The sequence below is a fragment of the Corynebacterium sp. ACRPF genome (assembly GCF_022347395.1).
Lineage (GTDB): Bacteria > Actinomycetota > Actinomycetes > Mycobacteriales > Mycobacteriaceae > Corynebacterium > Corynebacterium tuberculostearicum_D.
In genome coordinates, this window is sequence record NZ_JAKRNB010000003.1 from 73,817 (window position 1) to 92,560 (window position 18,744).

At 60.4% G+C, this 18,744-nt stretch carries 19 protein-coding genes; 4 read left to right on the forward strand and 15 right to left on the reverse strand.

Annotated elements, in window-relative coordinates; genetic code table 11:
• Positions 1 to 13: 13 nt before the first annotated feature.
• Both MHX61_RS02110 and pyrR read right to left on the reverse strand, forming a co-directional pair.
• Complete coding sequence (locus MHX61_RS02110; protein WP_239192041.1) at positions 14 to 970, reverse strand: aspartate carbamoyltransferase catalytic subunit; 957 nt, start codon at positions 968 to 970, stop codon at positions 14 to 16.
• Positions 971 to 972: 2 nt separating this feature from the next.
• Positions 973 to 1,581 carry a bifunctional pyr operon transcriptional regulator/uracil phosphoribosyltransferase PyrR gene (gene pyrR, locus MHX61_RS02115; RefSeq protein WP_239192044.1) on the reverse strand — a complete coding sequence of 203 codons (609 nt, stop codon included), beginning with the start codon at positions 1,579 to 1,581 and terminating at the stop codon, positions 973 to 975.
• Between the two features lie 145 nt (positions 1,582 to 1,726).
• On the opposite strand from pyrR, the gene MHX61_RS02120 reads away from it, so the two are divergent.
• From MHX61_RS02120 to MHX61_RS02130, 3 genes are all read left to right on the forward strand, one after another.
• Positions 1,727 to 3,082, forward strand: coding sequence for a TIGR01777 family oxidoreductase (locus MHX61_RS02120; protein WP_239192047.1), 1,356 nt, complete (start codon positions 1,727 to 1,729; stop codon positions 3,080 to 3,082).
• A gap of 70 nt (positions 3,083 to 3,152) precedes the next feature.
• Positions 3,153 to 3,644 (forward strand): YbjN domain-containing protein, encoded by a 492-nt coding sequence (locus tag MHX61_RS02125; RefSeq protein WP_239192050.1) that lies wholly within the window; start codon positions 3,153 to 3,155, stop codon positions 3,642 to 3,644.
• On the forward strand, positions 3,637 to 4,146 hold the full coding sequence (locus MHX61_RS02130; protein WP_239192053.1) for a YbjN domain-containing protein: 510 nt from the start codon (positions 3,637 to 3,639) through the stop codon (positions 4,144 to 4,146). The genes MHX61_RS02125 and MHX61_RS02130 overlap by 8 nt, the downstream gene beginning before the upstream one ends.
• A 219-nt stretch (positions 4,147 to 4,365) precedes the next feature.
• On the opposite strand, the gene nusB is transcribed toward MHX61_RS02130, so the two are convergent.
• Together nusB and efp are read right to left on the reverse strand one after the other, a co-directional pair.
• Positions 4,366 to 5,031, reverse strand: a complete 666-nt coding sequence (nusB, locus tag MHX61_RS02135) for a transcription antitermination factor NusB (protein WP_239192056.1) — start codon at positions 5,029 to 5,031, stop codon at positions 4,366 to 4,368.
• Between the two features lie 11 nt (positions 5,032 to 5,042).
• Positions 5,043 to 5,606, reverse strand: coding sequence for an elongation factor P (efp, locus tag MHX61_RS02140; protein WP_005324919.1), 564 nt, complete (start codon positions 5,604 to 5,606; stop codon positions 5,043 to 5,045).
• A 253-nt stretch (positions 5,607 to 5,859) separates the two neighbouring features.
• Here efp and MHX61_RS02145 point away from each other — a divergent pair, with 253 nt between their 5' ends.
• A complete protein-coding gene (locus MHX61_RS02145; RefSeq protein ID WP_239192059.1) occupies positions 5,860 to 6,756 on the forward strand; it encodes a GDSL-type esterase/lipase family protein in 897 nt (298 codons plus the stop codon).
• Here MHX61_RS02145 and MHX61_RS02150 read toward each other — a convergent pair.
• The 11 genes from MHX61_RS02150 to MHX61_RS02200 all read right to left on the reverse strand — a co-directional run bounded on the left by MHX61_RS02150 (position 6,753) and on the right by MHX61_RS02200 (position 18,705).
• Positions 6,753 to 7,859 carry an aminopeptidase P family protein gene (locus MHX61_RS02150; RefSeq protein ID WP_239192061.1) on the reverse strand — a complete coding sequence of 369 codons (1,107 nt, stop codon included), beginning with the start codon at positions 7,857 to 7,859 and terminating at the stop codon, positions 6,753 to 6,755. The two genes, MHX61_RS02145 and MHX61_RS02150, sit on opposite strands and share 4 nt — an antisense overlap.
• A 121-nt stretch (positions 7,860 to 7,980) precedes the next feature.
• Positions 7,981 to 8,409: a type II 3-dehydroquinate dehydratase gene (gene aroQ / locus MHX61_RS02155; RefSeq protein ID WP_204608909.1), complete on the reverse strand. Its 429-nt coding sequence runs from the start codon at positions 8,407 to 8,409 to the stop codon at positions 7,981 to 7,983.
• Positions 8,410 to 8,412: 3 nt separating this feature from the next.
• Positions 8,413 to 9,483, reverse strand: a complete 1,071-nt coding sequence (aroB, locus tag MHX61_RS02160; protein WP_239192064.1) for a 3-dehydroquinate synthase — start codon at positions 9,481 to 9,483, stop codon at positions 8,413 to 8,415.
• A gap of 65 nt (positions 9,484 to 9,548) precedes the next feature.
• Complete coding sequence (locus MHX61_RS02165; RefSeq protein WP_239192067.1) at positions 9,549 to 10,085, reverse strand: shikimate kinase; 537 nt, start codon at positions 10,083 to 10,085, stop codon at positions 9,549 to 9,551.
• Positions 10,086 to 10,088: 3 nt separating this feature from the next.
• Complete coding sequence (gene aroC, locus MHX61_RS02170) at positions 10,089 to 11,300, reverse strand: chorismate synthase (protein ID WP_239192070.1); 1,212 nt, start codon at positions 11,298 to 11,300, stop codon at positions 10,089 to 10,091.
• 68 nt (positions 11,301 to 11,368) lie between these two features.
• Positions 11,369 to 11,770 carry an A24 family peptidase gene (locus MHX61_RS02175; RefSeq protein WP_316985669.1) on the reverse strand — a complete coding sequence of 134 codons (402 nt, stop codon included), beginning with the start codon at positions 11,768 to 11,770 and terminating at the stop codon, positions 11,369 to 11,371.
• Between the two features lie 104 nt (positions 11,771 to 11,874).
• Positions 11,875 to 12,702: a shikimate dehydrogenase gene (locus MHX61_RS02180; protein WP_239192076.1), complete on the reverse strand. Its 828-nt coding sequence runs from the start codon at positions 12,700 to 12,702 to the stop codon at positions 11,875 to 11,877.
• A 31-nt stretch (positions 12,703 to 12,733) separates the two neighbouring features.
• Positions 12,734 to 13,927: an endolytic transglycosylase MltG gene (gene mltG / locus MHX61_RS02185; protein WP_204611433.1), complete on the reverse strand. Its 1,194-nt coding sequence runs from the start codon at positions 13,925 to 13,927 to the stop codon at positions 12,734 to 12,736.
• Positions 13,928 to 13,965: 38 nt separating this feature from the next.
• Positions 13,966 to 14,517 (reverse strand): Holliday junction resolvase RuvX, encoded by a 552-nt coding sequence (gene ruvX / locus MHX61_RS02190; protein ID WP_204608884.1) that lies wholly within the window; start codon positions 14,515 to 14,517, stop codon positions 13,966 to 13,968.
• Positions 14,518 to 14,527: 10 nt separating this feature from the next.
• The gene (gene alaS, locus MHX61_RS02195; RefSeq protein WP_239192079.1) at positions 14,528 to 17,212 is read right to left on the reverse strand and encodes an alanine--tRNA ligase; all 2,685 of its coding nucleotides are present in this window, start codon (positions 17,210 to 17,212) and stop codon (positions 14,528 to 14,530) included.
• Positions 17,213 to 17,313: 101 nt separating this feature from the next.
• On the reverse strand, positions 17,314 to 18,705 hold the full coding sequence (locus MHX61_RS02200) for a replication-associated recombination protein A (protein WP_204608879.1): 1,392 nt from the start codon (positions 18,703 to 18,705) through the stop codon (positions 17,314 to 17,316).
• Positions 18,706 to 18,744 lie beyond the last annotated feature (39 nt).

Below are 18,744 nucleotides of genomic sequence, written 5' to 3' on the forward strand. Positions count from 1 at the left end.
GTGGGTCGCGGTTTTAAATGCCGGCGTTTTCGCCATTGCTCAGCAGGGTAAACAGCACCGCCATGCGGGCGTGTACACCGTTGTGCACCTGCTGTAGGACCGCAGTTTTGTCCAAATCTGCGACGCCGTAGTTAATCTCCATGCCGCGCAGCATCGGGCCTGGGTGCATGACGATGGCGTCCTTCTGCATGGCCGCCGCGCGATCCTTGGACAGGCCAAAGAGGTTGGCGTATTCGCGGTGGGAGGGGAAGAAGCCGCCGTTCATGCGCTCCTGCTGCACGCGCAGCATCATGATGACATCAGCGTCTGCGATTTCCGCATCAAAGTCATAGGACACGCGCACCGGCCAATTCTCCACCCCAAAGGGCATGAGGGTGGCTGGGCCTACGAGGGTTACCTCAGCACCAAGAGTGGTGAGCAGATCTACGTTGGAGCGCACGACGCGCGAGTGCAGGCAATCGCCCACAATCTTTACCTTCAGGCCGGCAAAGCCTTCGTCGCTGTGCAGTCCAAGGCGCTGGCGCATCGTGACGGCGTCGAGAAGCGCCTGCGTTGGGTGCTGGTGAGCGCCGTCGCCCGCGTTGATCACTGAAGGTCCCTTGCCATTAGGGGCAACCCACTGGGCCAGCTGCTGCGGCGCACCAGAGGAAGGGTGGCGCATGATGATCGCATCAGCGCCAATAGCGGCCAAGGTAAGGCCCGTATCCTTCAGGGACTCGCCCTTCTTTACCGAGGACGAAGAGGCGGACAGGTTAATGACATCCGCGGACATCCACTTGCCGGCCGTTTCAAAGGAAGAGCGGGTGCGGGTGGAGTTTTCATAAAAGAGGGTATAGATGGTCCGGCCCCGCAGTGTCGGCAGCTTCTTTACCTCGCGGCCTTCGAGGGCTTCGCGGAAGCGATCCGCTTCATCCATCAGACCGACAATTTCGCTTCGGTCCAGCTCTGCCATATCGATGAGGTGCTTCATGGTTATGCCTCCCCCGTTTCGGAGCCACCTGCATCGGTTGCAGCAGCGGCTCGGGTCAATACGACCGCGTCCCGGCCGTCAATCTCGCTGTTGTATACGGTGACATCTTCTTCTCGCGCGGTGGGGAGATTCTTTCCCACATAATCGGCGCGAATAGGAACCTCGCGGTGGCCGCGATCTACGAGGACGGCCAGCTGAATAATGTCCGGACGGCCCACGTCACTCAACGCATCCAAGGCGGCGCGGATAGTGCGGCCGGAATACAGCACATCGTCGACCAAAATAACAGTGGCGCTATCGATGCCACCGGTGGGAATGGTCGTCGGTTGGAGTGCGCGATGCGGCTTTCCTAGCAGGTCATCGCGGTAGAGGGTGATATCGAGGGAGCCCCATGGGACTGCAACCCCGGAAAATTCTTCAATCTTGTGCGCTAGGCGCTGTGCAAGCGGCACGCCACCAGAGGGAATGCCAAGCAAAATGACCCGCGGTGCGTTCGCGGAATCGAGCGCCGTTTTTTCAATGATCTGGTGCGCGATGCGTGCAACGGTACGCGAAACATCATCGGAGCTTAAAAGCTCTAGCTGCTTCGCGGTAGCGTCTGTTCCACTCATCGTGACCTCCTTCCCCGCCTCACGGTGCGGTCTTTAAAGGATGCCGGTTGATGGTCTCAAAAATGTCTATGCTGTTAGACACAAGATACTCTAGCACCTTCCCCACCATTTGGGTGAGGGCGAAAAGAAGGAGGCACTCCACACAGTGAGTTTTTCCGCCGAACACATAGTCCCCGCCCCGCGCGAGCAGGTCTGGCAATGGCATACCCGCCAAGGCGCTTTAACCCGTCTGAACGCCCCCTTTGCCTTCATGAAGCCCATCCAGCAGGCAGAGAGCCTCGGCGATGGCGCCTCCATCCTGGGCCTTCCGGGCGGCCTGCGCTGGACCGCTCAGCATAAGCTTTCCCAGTACCGCGAGGGCTATGAGTTCACCGATGTGTGCGTAAACTCCCCCATTCGCAAATTTGCCAAATGGCAACACCACCACACCTTTGCGGACCACCCGGACGGCACGCTCGTTCGCGATGAAGTTACTACCCGCATCCCTTCGGCGGCGCTGGAATCGGTCTTTGCTTATCGGCAGCACCAGCTCATTGAGGATTTTTCCTTTCTCCAGCGGCTTGCCGACGCCTCCTTAAACACCCAACCACTAACCATCGCCATGACCGGCTCCCGTGGCAGCGTGGGTGCAGCGCTTACCGCACAACTGCGCACCGCTGGGCACACGGTGATTCAACTCGTGCGCGGCACGGCTTCCAAGGGCCAGCGCACCTGGCGCCCGGAGCAGCCTGATCCCGACCTCCTGCGCGGCGTCGACGTCCTCGTCCACCTGGCAGGCGAGCCCATCTTCGGCCGCTTCAATGACGAGCACAAGGCCGCCATCCGCGATTCCCGCGTTGGCCCCACCGAGCGCCTAGCCCGTCTAGCGGGCTCCACGGATTCCGTCCGCACCATGGTTTGCGCCTCTGCCGTGGGCTACTACGGATCCGACCGCGGCGATGAGGTTCTCACCGAAGACTCTGCACCGGGCGAGGGCTTCTTGGCAGACGTCGTAGTCGACTGGGAGCGCGCCTGCGAACCCGCCCGCGCCGCGGGCACCCGCGTGGTCAATATTCGTACCGGCATTGCCATGTCGGGCGGTTCCGGCCTCCTGCCGCTGCTGCGCGCCCTCTTCTCTACCGGCCTGGGCGGCCCTTTCGGCGACGGTGAGTTCTGGTTCAGCTGGGTTGCCCTCGATGACCTGACGGATGCCTACTTCCGCGCCATCGTGGACGATTCGCTAGAAGGCCCGGTCAATGCGGCCTCGCCTAACCTGGTGCTCAACAAGGACTTCGTCAAAGCCCTTGGCGCCGAGTTGCACCGCCCAGCCCTGCTCCCCGTTCCGCCCTTCGGTCCCGCAATCTTGCTGGGCAAGGAAGGCGCCCAAGAACTGGCCTTGGCGCAACAACGCGTAAGCCCCACGGTTCTACAAAGCATCGGGCATACGTTTCGCTACCCCACGATCGATACTGCTCTCGCCCACGAACTTGGCGGCGAGCGCCTATGGAGTCCCAGTAACTAGATAAGAACTTAGGTAAACTGGCAAAGGTTGACCTTTATCCCCGATTAGTACATGGATTGAGACTACTTAAGTGTCTGAAGAACCAACCCTGTATCCCGATACGCCGGTAGAGCCCGTAACTCTCGAGCGCATCGGCGAGATCTTTGCATCTGAGAACCTGGAATACCGCCTCGAAGAGCAACCAGTAAGCGAGGAAGAGACCGTGCAGATCCTGCGCACGGGATTCTCCAACGTCGCCATCGCCATGCAAGTGCGCGATGATGTGCTCGTGGCGGATTCCGTGTGGCGCGGCAACGTGCCTTCTTCTGAGGGCCCAAGCCTGTTGACGGTGCTCAACCAGTGGAACCAGCAGCACTTCGCGCCAACCCTGCGCTTCTTTGAGTCAGCCGAGAACAACCTCGCCGTCTCCGGCGTGCGCGAGATCAACATTGCCCACGGTTTGTCCCGCAATCAGATCGGCGCCTTCGTGATGTCCACGCTGGATTCTATGCTGCAGTCCTTCGCCTTCGTGGAAGAACACTACCCACAGCTCGTGACTTGGGAGGAGCACAAGCATGACTAATGCCTCTACCGAAAACAATTTGCCGGAGATCACCCTGGACCGCGTTGTCGCGGCCATGCGTACCTTCGACATCGAATTGACCAAGATGGACAGCGATATTGAGGCAGCTACCGCTAACCTCAACGGCCTGCCCACCATGTTCGCGGTTCTCGATTCCGTGGTTATTGTCCGCTGCGATGTGCCTACCGACGCCGCCTACTCCAAGGCCGACGCCGGCCTCTTCCTCGCGGCTAACCAGATCAACTCCGTAGCCTTCGGCGCCCGCGCAGTTATCTCGGAGCACGATGACATGCTCGTGGTGCGCACCGAGCGCGATATCCCTGCCGCCGCCGGCATGACCGATGAGCAGCTGCAGGCTGCCCTGAAGTCCGCCGTGGATGGCGTCATCCGAGGCCAGGACGCCATGGTTTCTGCCGCCGAAGAGATGGCCAAGCTTGGCTCCGAGACCGCAGCCAACGCCGGCTCTGACGACGCCGCCGCAAGCAACGCCCCGCAGAGCTAAGCCGCTCTAGAATTCACTGCTCTCCCCCTCTCCTTCTGCCCTAACAACGGCGCAAGGGTAACGGGGAGAGTTCTTTTTGCTTTTGGCCATACTGGGCACACGGAGACGCGAGGATGAGCGTCGATTGGCACGGTCTTGGGCATGAAAATACCGCCCGCCACAGCTCTTCACCATCGAGCTGGGCGGGCGGTTTAAGTATGCGGGCCAGTCTAAACCTGACTATTCCGCAGTGGGGTCCTGCTGCGCAGAACCGTCTGCTACAGCCGAGTCGTCGGCTCCTGCAGCAGCGTCCGAAGCGGTGGATGCGGAGGTATCCTCGGCCGCATCATCCGCGTTCTCGGAGCCTACCGGCTCCTCGTCGGTCGAATCTTCGCCATCCGCGTCCCCATCGCTGCCTTGGTGTTCTGCGGACATCGGGTTTTCCGCAGAACGGGATTGTGCAACGTCATCCAACACAGCGTGAATGTATGGCGCCGCTTGATCGTTGGAATACTGGGAGGCAATCTCCACGCCTTCCACGACCGCAGTAGCGGTGGGAATATCCGGGTTGAACAGCAGCTCCCATACCGACAGGCGCAGGATCGCACGGTCAACGGCCGGAATGCGGTGCAGTTCCCAGTCCTCGGCAAGGAAGCGAGAGATGGTGTCATCGATGGCATCCAACTCTTCGGCTACGCCCTTGACAATCACCTGCGTGTATTCGGCGACAGGTGCTACCGCGTTGCGATCCTCACGTGCCAAGGCGATGCGATCCTCCACGATGGCAACGGGGTCAACGTCCCTATTTTCTGCTTCGTAGAGGATATCGGCGGCACGACGACGTGCGCGGTACCGCGCGGTGTGCCGCTTGTAGTTGATATCGCGCTTAGGGGTGTTATCAGACACGGTCAGATGCCCTAGTTGTTAACGCGAGAGAGGTACTCGCCGGTACGGGTATCAATCTTGAGAACGTTGCCGATCTCGATGAACAGCGGAACCTGGATCTCAGCGCCGGTTTCCAGGGTGGCGGGCTTGGTGCCGCCGGAAGAACGGTCACCCTGCAGGCCAGGCTCGGTGTGCTCGACCTTAAGGTCTACGGAGATAGGCAGTTCTGCAAAGAGTGCCTCATCCTCATAGAAGGAAACCTGAACGCGCATGTTTTCCAGCAGGAAGCGAGCGGCATCGCCGAACTTCTCCGGCGGGAGCTCGTACTGCTCGAAGGTCTTTTCATCCATAACAACGTAGCTGGTGCCATCGTTGTACAGGTAGGTCATATCGCGGCGGTCCACGGTAGCGGTCTCTACCTTAACGCCGGCGTTCCAGGTCTTGTCCACGGTCTTACCGGAGACAACATCCTTGAGCTTGGTACGCACGAAGGCTGGGCCCTTGCCCGGCTTCACGTGCTGGAACTCAACGATCTGCATCAGTTTGTTGTCGATCTTCAGAACGAGGCCGTTCTTGAAATCAGTAGTATCAGCCATTGCGGTTAAACTCCCGAAAATTGTGGACTAAAGGTTGAAAACAATGTTTAAGCCTACCGGACAACTGCCCCTTGGGGTATTACCGGTCCCCCATTTCTTCCCCACAGTTACCAGCGGAGTGACTTTCGGGGCCCGTCGCCTGCCCTAAACCATCAGACACGCGAACAATCAAAGGTATTTATCCAGCAATAACTGGCTGTACGATAAGGCTTTGCTTTATTGATTTTTCACATATCTACCAAGGATTTTTGCGATGCCTCTCAAGAAGTTTTACGCTGCGGCCACCGCTACTGGCGCAGCCGTAGCGGCACTGTCCGCTCCGCAGGCCATGGCAGCAGACGCCCAGACCGTGATGTTCGGCGATTCTGTTTTTGCCAACCCAACCTATGGCCAAATTGGCACGACCTCGAGCCTGTCCCCTTCGGCGGGCACTACGCTCTCGTCTGCTACCCACGGCATCGAAGACGCCCCGGGCGCGCCGTCCCCGCAGGGCTGCCCGCAGGGTCAGAGTAATGTTGGCCGCGAATTGGGGCGTGTTTCTGGTCAGCACGTAGCCAACTACGCCTGCTCTGCGGCGAAGGCCGCCGGCCACTCGCACCGCAAGGACTTCACTGAGCAGATCAACGGAGCCATTGCTAATAATGATCTCAATGGCCAAACAAAGAACGTTTTGATTCAGTTCGGTGCCAATGATTTACAGGAAATCCTGCGCCCATCCCTTTCTTCTTCTAACCCTTACTACGACGGCATGAAGAATTCGATCCAGCGGGTCCGCCACGCTGCCCCGAATGCCCACATCACCGTTGTAGGCTATCCCGCCATCTCCGCCCGCAATGGCGCGGTTTGCCCGCTGCGCACCTCCGCACCGGGATCCTCTGAAGCCGGGTTCAACATGGACTACGCGGGCTTGGTTCGCACCGGCGAGGACCAGGTCAATAGCGCCATGTACAAGGCAGCCCGCGCAAACGGCGTGCAGTACTATGACCTACGCGCCGACTCCATTGATCACGGCATGTGCGCGCCGGACAGCACCCGCTGGATTTCCGGCAAGTGGGAGTACTCCGTACCGCACAACCTCTTCAATCACCTCACGCACCTGGGCAACCGTAATGTCGCCCAGCTGCTCAACTCCAAGGTGCTGGCCCACTAGGCGGGCAGTTCAGTAAATTCCTTCGTCGCGGCGGTAATGATCTTCGGCGCACCATCGGTGATGATGAGGGTATCTTCGATGCGCACGCCGCCCTTGCCCGGAACATAGATGCCCGGCTCAATGGTCAGGGTCATGCCGGCGGCGAGCTCACCCTTACCGGTCCGTGCCGCGAACGGGGCTTCGTGGACGTCTAGGCCCACGCCGTGGCCCGTCGAATGCACAAAGTAGTCGCCATAGCCGGCGGCGGAGATGACATCGCGGCAGGCGGCGTCGACGTCGGCAAGCTTAGCGCCCGGCACCGACGCTGCCACGCCTGCCTTTTGGGCGCGGAGCACCACATCATAGATTTCCTTGGCAAAGTCATTCGCCGTGCCCACGACGTAGGTGCGGGTGCAGTCGGAATTAAACCCGCGCAGGTACGCACCGAAATCGATGGTCACAAGGTCGCCATCCTCGATGACCCGGTCATCAGCGCCATGGTGCGGCATCGCCGAGTTCGGGCCGGAAGCCACGATGGTATCGAAGCTCACTCGCTCCGAGCCAAGCATGCGCATCCGATATTCCAAATCGGCAGCCACCTGGCGCTCGGTGCGGCCGGCACGCAACTCACCAGCGGCGAGCAACTCCTCCAGTGCCTGATTAGCCAGCGCGGCAATCTCTTCCAGCTTTTCTAACTCGAGCGAATCTTTGACCAAGCGAATTTTCTCAATGACCCCGGCGATAGGAACCAAGGTAACCGACTCCGGGGCGGACTCTTCGAGGTCCTTCAGTTCAAAGACCGAGAGGTAGTCGGCTTCAAAACCGACTCGAACCGGCCCCTCGACATCGGCAAATTGCTGCAGCAGCACCTTTCCTACCGCGCGGCCTTGGATAGCCTCCAGATCGGGAACTTCGCGGGCGATTTGCGTGGTGTACCGGCCGTCGGTAGCAACCTGCGCGGTAAGGTCCTTACGCAAGAGTAGCCCGCCATTCGAGCCGGAGAATCCCGAAAGGTAGCGCACGTGCGTGAGGTGGGTGACCAGAACGGCATCGATGCGCTGGCCGGCCAGTTCCGCGGCAAGCTTGCGGCGCCGGTCACTAAAACGGGTATCTGCCAAAGCCATGATTTCATCCTTCTGGGTCGACTGCGGTGTAGAAAGTATCCACCCAGTATATCGACCCTGCCACCGCAGTTGGGCGGATTTCTTTCTTTGCCGGCTGCCGCCCAGCCCGTTCGTGGGGTGCCTATTGGCAGAGGTAGTCCACTGCCGCCACGTAGCCAAAGACCCCCAACCCGGCGATGACGCCGCGGGCGATAGGGCTGAGATAGGAGTGATGGCGGAAGGGCTCGCGCGCATGCACATTAGAAATATGCACCTCTACGAATCCGGCGCCATCGGCTACCTCTGCCAGGGCATCCCGCAGGGCCACTGAGGTATGGGTAAAACCGCCGGGGTTGATAATCACTGGGAGGCCCGCATCCGCGGCGGCATGCACCTTCTCAATGAGCTCGCCCTCATGGTTGGACTGAAAGCACTCTACTTCTGCACCGTGCGAGGCAGCGCGCGAGGCAATCATTTGCTCTACGTCAGCCAAGGTGGTGGAGCCGTAGACATCCGGCTGGCGTTTTCCCAAGCGGTTCAAGTTCGGGCCGTTGAGGACAATAATCTTCATTTTCTACTCCGAAATCGCGGCGTAGGCCGCCTCTAGCTCTTCCGTACTGGGGCCTTCGAGACGGGTGGTCTCGCCTACCCCGGTCAAGGCTACAAACCGAATCCTTCCGTCGCGGTTTTTCTTATCGTGGGTCATTGCCTCATGCAGGTCCGCGAACTGACCTGGCCTATACGTGGTCGGCAGCCCAATGCTGTCAAGGATCCGGCGGTGCTTTTCCACCAGTTCCGCGTCAATGAGGCCACGCGCATGCGCCAGGTGGGCGATAAACATCATGCCCACCGCCACCGCGTTGCCATGGCGCCACTGATACTGTTCATGGCGCTCCACCGCATGGCCAAAGGTGTGGCCGTAGTTGAGCGTTTCCCGCAGGCCCGATTCTTTGAGGTCCTCGCCCACCACCGCGGCCTTGACCGCGATGGAGCGCGCAATAAGTTCTGGAAGGAAGCCCTGCGGGTCCACGCATGCGCCGGGGTCACTGTCATAGCGTTCAAGGATCACCGGGTCATGGATGAATCCGGTTTTGATGATTTCTGCCGAGCCAGCAATGATCTCTGCCGCGGGCAGGGTATCCAGGCGCTCGAGATCCACAAACACAGAATCTGGCTCATGAAAGGCGCCAACGAGGTTCTTGCCGGCTGCGGTATTGATACCGGTTTTGCCGCCGACGGCCGCATCAACCATGGCCAATAGCGTGGTGGGCACCTGAATGACCTTGATGCCGCGCATCCACCCGGCCGCGGCAAACCCAGCCAAATCGGTGGTAGCGCCACCGCCGAGGCCGATGATGACGTCACGGCGATTAAAGCCCTTCTCCCCTAGCTGATCCCACACGCCGCCGATGACGTTGAGCTGCTTGGCGGCCTCGGCATCGGGGACGTCGATAAGCGTAGGCTCCACCCCCTCAGCGGCAATGAGTTCCGCTAAGCGCTCGGCCGCGGCACGCAGCGGCGGCTGGCAGATAATGCCGACCTGGCCTGCACCAATCTGCGCACAGCGCTGCGCGATGTCCCGGTTGAGATCGGCGCCAATGCGAACTTCATAGGGCTGTGGTCCATTAACGGCAATGCTGGGCATGGTGGTCCTTTCCGTTCGCCGCCGAGGCAATGGGGCGAGGAACTAGTGTTAGCGCGGCGGGGAATCTACAGGGTATCGAGGAAGCCGAGGATATCGCCCACCACCTGCTGTGGGGTCCGGGCGTCAGTGCGTACCCGGTAATCGGCCACCTCCTGGTAATACGGGCGCCGCGCTTCGACGAGGTTGCGGTAGTGCTCGAGTGGATTGTCGGACGCAAGCACCGGCCGATTGCTATCCCCAGACGTCCGCCGTGCGCCTTCTTCGGGGGAGATATCCAAAAAGATGACGGTATGGCGCTCCAGCAGCTCACGGGTGGAGTCCGTCAGCACTGCCCCGCCGCCGAGGCTAACGACTCCACCAGTGCGCAGTGCCGCAGCAACGTGCTCGGCTTCAAGCACGCGAAAGTCTGGTTCACCCAGCTCGCTAAAGATTTCCCCGCACGGCTTATTCTTAGCCTGCTCAATAAGGTGATCCGAATCCACCAGTTCGCAGCTCAAGGCGTGGGAAAGGCGGCGGCCAATGGTGGATTTACCCGCACCTGGCGGGCCAACCAAAACAACACGTGGACGGGGCAGGCCCGTAACGGCGGTTGGGGTGGTCATAACTTACTCCTGGTCAAAAGCAAGGCGGTCCGAAACGTATTTATCATACGCGGCGATGGCCGCGGAGGTTTCTTCGAGGCTATCGCCACCGAATTTTTCTAGCACGGCGCGCGCAAGAACGAGGGCAACCATTGCTTCTGCAACGACGCCCGCCGCCGGAACCGCGCACACATCGGAGCGCTGGTGAATGGCAGTAGCTTCAGCGCCGGATTCCATATCAATAGTGCGCAAGGCACGCGGAACGGTAGAAATCGGCTTCATCGCCGCCCGCACGCGCAGCTGCTGACCGTTCGTCATGCCGCCTTCGAGTCCGCCTGCACGGTTGCTAAGGCGGGATACGCCTTCTTCGGTTCGCACCATCTCATCGTGGGCAGCGGAACCGCGACGACGGGCCTCGGCAAAACCATCGCCAATTTCCACGCCCTTGATAGCCTGAATACCCATCAACGCGCTGGCCAATTGGGCATCCAAGCGGTCATCGCCGGAAATATGCGAGCCCAGGCCGATAGGCAGGCCATCGACCACAACCTCAACGATGCCGCCCAAGGTATCGCCCTGCTTCTTTGCGGCCTCAATCTCCGCGATCATGGAGGCTTCAGCCGCCTTATCGCAGGCGCGGACCGGCGAGGCATCGATAGCCTCAATGTCCGCGAACGCTGGCGCAGGCCCCTCATAAGGCTCGGAAGCGCCAATGGAAATCACGTGGGAAAGAACCTCGACGCCCAAGGTCTCGCGCAGGAAATTGCGCGCAACGGTAGCTGCGGCCACTCGCGCCGCCGTCTCACGCGCAGAGGATCGCTCCAGGATGGGGCGCGCTTCACTGTGGCGATATTTCACCATTCCGGCAAAATCCGCGTGCCCGGGGCGCGGCCGCGTCAAGGCGGCACCACGGCCGGAGTTCATCGCTTTAATAGTGTCTTCATCGTCCATATCCAGCGGATCGGCCGACATGATGGTGGTCCACTTGGGCCACTCCGTATTGCCAATCATGATGGCGATGGGACTACCCAAGGTAAGCCCGTGGCGGACTCCACCCAGCACGGTGACCTCATCAGCCTCAAACTTCATACGGGCACCGCGGCCATAGCCTAGGCGGCGCCGGGAAAGCTGATGAGAGATATCGGCGCGGGTAATGGGGACCCCAGCGGGCATGTGCTCCAGCATTGAAATTAGAGCTTGGCCGTGCGATTCACCTGCAGTAGTCCAACGAAGCATGCGGGTATTATCGCACGGCCTGGCCAATCCAGTACCAACTTGGCCCCGCAAAATATTCTTCCACCCCCTCAAAGAGGGTGTGCACATGCGATTACGACCGTTGCCGCTAGCAACATTGCAGGGCCGTGCGGGCTCTTCTTCTGTCCGACACACGCAGACCAGACCAAAGTCAGAAGGGACGCACAGCCGCTTGCCGCTACCACACCCATAAACCCGGCCACTTGCCCCACCAGCATTCCCAGGGGCCAAGCGAGTTTTATGTCGCCTCCACCGACTCCTGCACGGGCTAGCCCTAGCACCAGGTACAACCCCGGCCACCACAGCCCACTCCAATTGACAACGGCGAGCGAGAGCACCGCAGCTGGAAGCGTCAGCCAGTCTGGCAATCGGCGCTGCCGAATATCCCACCAAGACAAGGCTGCTGCCCATAAACAATAGATAATTCCCCCGACTATTAGCACGGGGTTCACTCTAAGGCACGCTGTGAGGAAGCGCTGGGCGTCAATGTCTACATGGCGAAGTCTGCAGTTCCTACGGCACAAGGGTTGCCGGCCCCGCTTGCCGACGTCCCCTTCTACTTAGTCGTCTGCGACCGCCGCTGCAGCTCCTGGTGCAATGCCTTGAGCATCTCTTCCCGCGGGGCGGCCACCCCGGTAAATTGCTCGAACTGGCTAAATGCTTGATACGCGAGCATGACATGCCCGCCGACGGTCTTGTACCCATTGGCCGCCGCGCACGTGGTCAGCGGTGTAGGCCAGGGATCATAAATGACGTCCAGCACCGGTGCGTGGGCGAGGTCAAAGACATAGTCTTTCACCGCCGCGGCTGGAACCGTGGACACAATGACATCGACGGCGCGAGCCAGCGCGGATAAGTCCCCGTCGAAACTGACAAAGGAAAGTTCCAGCCCTAGGTTCTGCGCGAGCGGCAACAGTTCGGCGCTACGGTCGGAACGGTTGAGGACCGTAACCTTTTTCACCCCGCGCTCGGAAAGCGCCCACAACGCGGGACGAGCGGTGCCCCCAGCACCAATAAGCAGCGCATGAGCTACTGGGCTATCCCCCAGGAGTTCGGCGAGCGCGCCGCGTACGCCCTCGGTATCGGTATTGTCCGCATACCAACCATCAGCCCTGCGCACCAAGGTATTTGCTGAGCCAATCAGTTGGGCCCGGTCACTTACGGTGTCCGCAAAGCGGAGGGCGGCAAACTTGCCGGGCATGGTCACGGAGAAACCAACAAACTCTGAGTCGCTTGCCGCCACCAATTCCGGCAGCCCCTCCGCCGATGTTTCACAGCGGGTGTAGTCCCAACCGGCCAGTCCGGCGGCCTCGTAGCCAGCATTGTGAAGCACCGGAGACAAGGAGTGCTTGATGGGGCTACCAAGGACCGCCGCACGTGGCATGGTGTTCTACCTCTTTGTGGTTGTCGCGACTCTACTGGGCGGGCTGCTCGGCAGCGGCGTCGCCGTTGCCGGAACCAGCGCCCTCACCTTCGCGCTTGGAGTCAAGCACGCCGGAGCGGATGGCGTCATCGACGCGGCCCAAGTGCTCATCGTAGCTATCGGAGAAGACGGTAGTGCCCTCCTGGTCCACGGTGACGAAGAACTTCCAGTTGCCCTCGGCCGGCTCTTCCATGGCCTTGATTGCATCGTCCGAAGGAGAAGCAATCGGGGTATCCGGTAGGCCCTCCTTCGCATAGGTATTCCACGGGGTCTTCTCCTCACGGGCCTCATCGGTGGTGGCCAGCTCTACGTCTTCCAAGCCGTAGTTCACGGTGGAGTCAAACTCCAGGCGCATTGGCTCGTCCAAGCGGTTGAGGATAACGCGGGCAACCTTGTCGAACTCGCCTGCCGGCGCCTCGCGCTCCACCAAGGAAGCGGAGGTGAGTAGCTCATAAGGGCTCAAGCCGATAGCCTGGGCGCGTTCCTCAATATTGGTCTCGTTGTAGCGCTCGGTGGAACGGGTGATGAGGTCCTTGAGGATATCCTTGGCCTCCATATTGGGGTCCAAGACGTACTGGCCTGGGGCGATAAGGCCCTCAATGCGCTTGGGGTCATTACCGCGCTTGTTGATAGCGTCCAAGGCCCACTCCGGTGCGCCCAGCTCGGATGGGTCGGTTTCCGCCGCAACCTTTTCCAGGTCCTCCTTCTTCAGGCAGTTGCCATCGTTACAGCTGACCTCAGAAATCAGGGAGTAAATGCCGTAGCGAACGTCTCCGCCCACAACCTTGACGTCCTCCAAGGTGGCGCCACCTTGGACCTCGAGCATGTCCACGCGGTTATTCTCATCCAGCAGTGCCTCGACTGCTGCATCCGCGCTCATTTCTTCCTGCAGTCGATAGAAGCCCGGCTGGATTTGGCTTGCGCTGTGGTTCATCGACGCAGCAGAATCGAAAGCGTCTTGCGTCTTCACCACATTCTTCTCTACCAATGCAGGTCCGAGCTCGGACATGGACGAGCCTTCCGGCACTTCCACCAGCTGGGTGGTACCGTTGCCGGTTCCTTCATAATCGGCGGAGGTATTGCCGAGGCGGAATCCGATGTAGATAAGGGCGCCAAGGATAACGATGATCGACGCAATGACAACGGCAATGCCGCGCTGGCGGCGCTTGACGTATTTCGGCTCCATCGATCGGCCGAGGCGTTCTTGGTTACGGCTCACGTGTTTTAGTCTCCTGAGTCTGAAGGCTGGTCTATTGCATCATGGGAACGTAGCGCGCTCACACGCCCATCCAACCAAGTCTGCAATATCTCCACCGCTGCTGCTTGGTCGATGACTTTACGGCCCTTCTTCTCGGACACGCCGGACGCGCGCAGCGCGCTGGTTGCTGCCACGGTAGTCAGACGCTCATCAGCCAAACGTACTGGTGGTGGAACCTTATCTATACTTGCATCTCGATTCAACCGACGGCGGATCCGAAACGCAATTTCCTTAGCATGTTTTACGCTTTTTGAGCCATTTCCCTGCAGGTCCCGTGGCAGACCTACGATGACCTCAACTGCGTCGTAGGAATCAATGAGTTCCAGGATGCGGTCAATATCGCCCTTATCGCGGTCCTTGAACCCAGTTTCCCGGTGCACGGTCTCCACTGGGGTGGCAAGCGTGGCTTCCCTATTGGACACTGCCACGCCAATGCGCACGGTGCCGACATCGAGTGCGAGCCGGCGGCCCTGCCCCGGGTCATCAACTCCGGGGGTATCTGGTTCCACTTTTGCCACGGTCGAACTCCTACAGGGACTCGAGCATGTCCTTGACGGCTGCAAAGCCGCGCTCAGCACCGGCCGCAGTAGAACCAGAGCCCTGAGCCATATCCGGCTTACCGCCGCCACGACCGTCGACGTACTGGCCAAACTGCTTGACGATGTCCCCGGACTTCACGCCGCGCCCAACGGCCTTGTCCGTGGCCGCCGCGATGAACGGGAACTTGCCCTTATCCTCGGCACCCAGGACGATAACAGCTTCTTCCTCGCGCAGGCGATTGCGCAGATCCGTAGCAACGGTGCGCAGGTCCCCACCTGTGGTGCCTTCCGGCAAGGTCAGCGCAATGACCTTGAATCCATTGATGTCCTTGGCCGCGCTGACGAACTCGGAGGCACGTGCAGCCAGCTGTTGCTTGCGCAGGGTTTCAATTTCCTTCTCCGCTGCCTTGAGCTTTTCAGACAGCTGCGCGATGCGCTCCGGCAAATCCTCGGTCTGCACCTTGAGCTCGCGGGAAACGCCTTCTACCAAGGCGGTCTCCTTGGAGTAGTAACGGAAAGCATCCAAACCGGAGTAGGCCTCGATGCGGCGAGCACCAGAGCCAACGGAGGACTCACCCAGCACAGAGACCGGTCCGATTTCAGCGGAGGACCCAACGTGGGTACCGCCGCAGAGCTCGATGGAGAACGGTCCGCCGATTTCTACTACGCGGACCTCCTTGCCGTAGTTCTCACCGAATAGTGCCATAGCGCCCATGGCCTTGGCCTCCTCCAGGGAGGTCTCGATGGTGTTGACGGCAAAGTTGGAGTCGATCGCCTGGTTGGTAATCAAAGCGATCTCCTCCAGCTGCGCCTGGCTGAGCTGCTCGGTGTAGTTGAAGTCAAAGCGCAGGTAGCCCGGGCGGTTCATGGAGCCGGCCTGCACGGCGGTGGGGCCAAGCACCTGGCGCAGTGCGGCGTGAATGAGGTGGGTGGCGGAGTGCGCCTGGGTGGCACCATGGCGCCACTGCTCGTCGACGGCCGCCTCAACGGACATGCCCAAGTCAAGACCGCCGGCGGTAACCGTAGCCTTGTGTACCCACAGCTTCTTACCGATCTTTTGAACGTCGTTGACCTCCAGCAGTGATTCGCCGGCCATGATGCGGCCGCGGTCTGCCATCTGGCCGCCAGCTTCGGCGTATAGCGGGGTGTGGTCCAAGATGACCTCAACCTGCTCGCCCTCGTGCACCTGGTCGACCTTCTCGCCGCCGCGGACGAGGCCGATCACTCGGGCGTCGGAAGTAAGCTCCTCAAAGCCAGTGAAGACGGTGGGGTTATTGTCCACCCAGTCGCGGTAGAGGGAAAGGTCAGTGTGGCCGTGCTTCTTGGCCTGATTATCGGCCTTGGCGCGGCGGCGCTGCTCGCCCATGGCATCGTTAAAGCCATCCATGTCGACCTCAAGGCCGGCCTCCTGGGCCATCTCCAAGGTCAAGTCGATGGGGAAACCGTAGGTATCGTGCAGCTCAAAGGCCTTCTCGCCCGGCAGGACCTTTGCGGTTTTCGCGCGGGAAGTGGACTTGAGCTCCTGGACGGCATCATCGAAGAGCCGGGTGCCGGACTCGAGGGTCTTCAGGAAGGCCTTTTCCTCACTAACCGCAACGCGCAGGATGCGCTCGCGGTTGTCCGCAATCTCCGGGTAGGACGGGGTCATGGTATCCATGACCGTATTCATGAAGCGCTCCATGGTGGCGCCCTTAGCACCCAGCAGCTTGGCGGAACGGATAATGCGACGCAGCAGGCGGCGCAGGATGTATCCGCGGCCCTCGTTGCCCGGGGTCACGCCATCCAGGATGAGCATCATGCCGGTACGGGAGTGGTCAGCTACCACGCGGAAGCGGATATTGTCCTCGTGGGAGGCCTTGTCACCATAGGTGGCGCCGGTAAGCTCCTCGGCTACGTCAATAACTGGGCGCAGCAGGTCCGTTTCATAGACGTTGTCTACGTCCTGCAAAATGCAGGCCACGCGCTCGATGCCCAGGCCGGTATCGATATTCTTCTTGGGCAGCTCGCCGACGATCTCAAAGTTGCCCTTGCCAATGCCCTCGCCGCGCTCATTTTGCATGAAGACCAGGTTCCAAATCTCCATGTAGCGGTTGTCATCGGCAATCGGGCCGCCGTCCTTGCCGTACTCAGGACCGCGGTCATAATAAATCTCAGAGCACGGGCCACAGGGTCCAGGGATACCCATGGACCAGTAGTTGTCCTCCATGCCGAGTCGCTGAATGCGCTCTTCTGGAACACCGATCTTGTCGCGCCAAATTTCGGCGGCCTCATCATCATCCAGGTAAACGGTGACCCACAAGCGCTCTGGGTCTAGGCCAAAGCCGCCCTCCTCAACGGAGCCGGTAAGCAAGGTCCACGCATTGGTGATGGCGCCTTCCTTGAAGTACTGGCCAAAGGAGAAGTTGCCGGCCATCTGGAAGAAGGTGTTGTGGCGGGTGGTAATGCCCACCTCATCAATGTCCAAGGTACGTACGCACTTTTGGATGGAAGTGGCAAGGCCCTTGGCAAAGGGCGGGTTCTGCTGGCCTAGGAAGTAGGGCTTAAACGGAACCATGCCGGCATTAACGAAAAGCAGGTTAGGGTCATCCAGGATCAGCGAGGCGCTTGGTACTGCCTCGTGACCAGAATTGACGAAGTGCTGGGTAAACCGTTCCCGGATCTCATGAGTCTTCACGAGCAACAATCCTAACTGTCTGAGCTTTCATCTTCTATCAAGAAGTTTCTAACCCGCCCAACTCTACCCTTCGCTGCACAGCGATTTCCCATCGGTGGGGATCAGCGCGGCCGGCGAGCGTTTTTGCCTGGGCCGTGATTGCCCCGAATAATGCTGCGCAAGCGGCCAATATAGTCATAAACACGCTTCTCAGCCCCATGATCGGTCGGCTCATAGTAAACGGAGCCTTCCAGCTCATCGGGCAGGTACTGCTGCTCTACAACGCCGCGGGGATCATCGTGGGGGTAGACATAGCCCACGGCATTTCCCATCCGCTTGGCGCCCTCATAGTGCCCATCGCGCAGGTGCGGTGGCACGTGGCCCACCTTGCCGGCGGCTACATCGGCTTGCGCCTGCGTGATGGCAGAAATAACCGAGGGCGACTTAGGCGCGGTGGCCAGGTGGATGGTGGCCTGCGCGAGCGGGATTCGCGCTTCTGGCATGCCAATGAGCTGAGCGGCCTCGGCCGCCGCCACGGCCACCTGGAGCGCGGTCGGATCGGCCATGCCGATGTCCTCGGATGCGTGCACAATGAGCCGCCGGGCAATAAAGCGCGGGTCCTCCCCGGCTTCTACCATGCGGGCGAGATAATGCAGCGCAGCGTCGACATCGGAGCCGCGAATGGACTTAATAAACGCGGAAACCACGTCGTAGTGTTGGTCGCCGTCGCGGTCATAGCGAACCACTGCCTTATTGACGTTGTCCGTGACCGTCTGTGGGGTAATCTCCCCGCCATCGTCGACCGCCTCGGCCGCGGCCTCGAGATAGGTCAGCGTGCGCCGCGCATCGCCACCGGCGAGGAGCACCAACTGATCCAAGGCTTCATCGGTAATCCGAATCTTGCGCTCGCCCAGGCCACGGTCGCTTTCGAGCGCGCGCTTGGCGACGCCCCTTAAGTCATCATCGCTTAGCGAATGCAACTGCAACAGCAGCGAGCGAGACAAAAGCGGCGCGACGACGGAGAAGGAAGGGTTTTCCGTGGTTGCCGCAACGAGCAGTACCGTGCGGTTTTCCACGGCTGCGAGGAGCGCGTCCTGCTGGGTTTTGGAAAATCGGTGCACCTCATCAATAAAGAGCACGGTCCGCCGGCCGTGAATGAGCTCTTGCCGGGCATGGGTGATGACCTCGCGAACCTGCTTCACACCCGAATCGAGGGCCGAGAGGCCCACGAAGTTCTGCCCCATTTGGCTGGCGATGAGCGAGGCAATGGTGGTCTTGCCGGTGCCCGGCGGCCCGTACAAGATGACGGAGGCCTCCCCTGAGCCTTCCACGAGGCGTCGCAATGGCTTGCCGGGGGCCAGAAGGTGGTCTTGTCCGACCACTTCATCGAGGTTTTGGGGACGCATGCGCGCCGCCAGTGGGGACCCAGCGTGGGTGGCGAAGAGGTTCTTGCCGGGCAGCGGCGAGGCGCTGCGGTCCGGAGTGGGCCCGCCAAATAATGAGTCTTGAGACACTGGAAAGCTACCTCCTATAAGGGTGCGGGCACATCGTGA

Coding starts and splice junctions, on each gene's coding strand:
- MHX61_RS02110 (WP_239192041.1), bottom strand. CDS start 970: ATGAAGCACCTCATCGATATGGCAGAGCTGGACCGAAGCGAAATTGTC.
- pyrR (WP_239192044.1), bottom strand. CDS start 1,581: ATGAGTGGAACAGACGCTACCGCGAAGCAGCTAGAGCTTTTAAGCTCC.
- MHX61_RS02130 (WP_239192053.1), top strand. CDS start 3,637: ATGACTAATGCCTCTACCGAAAACAATTTGCCGGAGATCACCCTGGAC.
- efp (WP_005324919.1), bottom strand. CDS start 5,606: ATGGCTGATACTACTGATTTCAAGAACGGCCTCGTTCTGAAGATCGAC.
- MHX61_RS02145 (WP_239192059.1), top strand. CDS start 5,860: ATGCCTCTCAAGAAGTTTTACGCTGCGGCCACCGCTACTGGCGCAGCC.
- MHX61_RS02150 (WP_239192061.1), bottom strand. CDS start 7,859: ATGGCTTTGGCAGATACCCGTTTTAGTGACCGGCGCCGCAAGCTTGCC.
- aroQ (WP_204608909.1), bottom strand. CDS start 8,409: ATGAAGATTATTGTCCTCAACGGCCCGAACTTGAACCGCTTGGGAAAA.
- aroB (WP_239192064.1), bottom strand. CDS start 9,483: ATGCCCAGCATTGCCGTTAATGGACCACAGCCCTATGAAGTTCGCATT.
- MHX61_RS02165 (WP_239192067.1), bottom strand. CDS start 10,085: ATGACCACCCCAACCGCCGTTACGGGCCTGCCCCGTCCACGTGTTGTT.
- aroC (WP_239192070.1), bottom strand. CDS start 11,300: ATGCTTCGTTGGACTACTGCAGGTGAATCGCACGGCCAAGCTCTAATT.
- MHX61_RS02180 (WP_239192076.1), bottom strand. CDS start 12,702: ATGCCACGTGCGGCGGTCCTTGGTAGCCCCATCAAGCACTCCTTGTCT.
- mltG (WP_204611433.1), bottom strand. CDS start 13,927: ATGGAGCCGAAATACGTCAAGCGCCGCCAGCGCGGCATTGCCGTTGTC.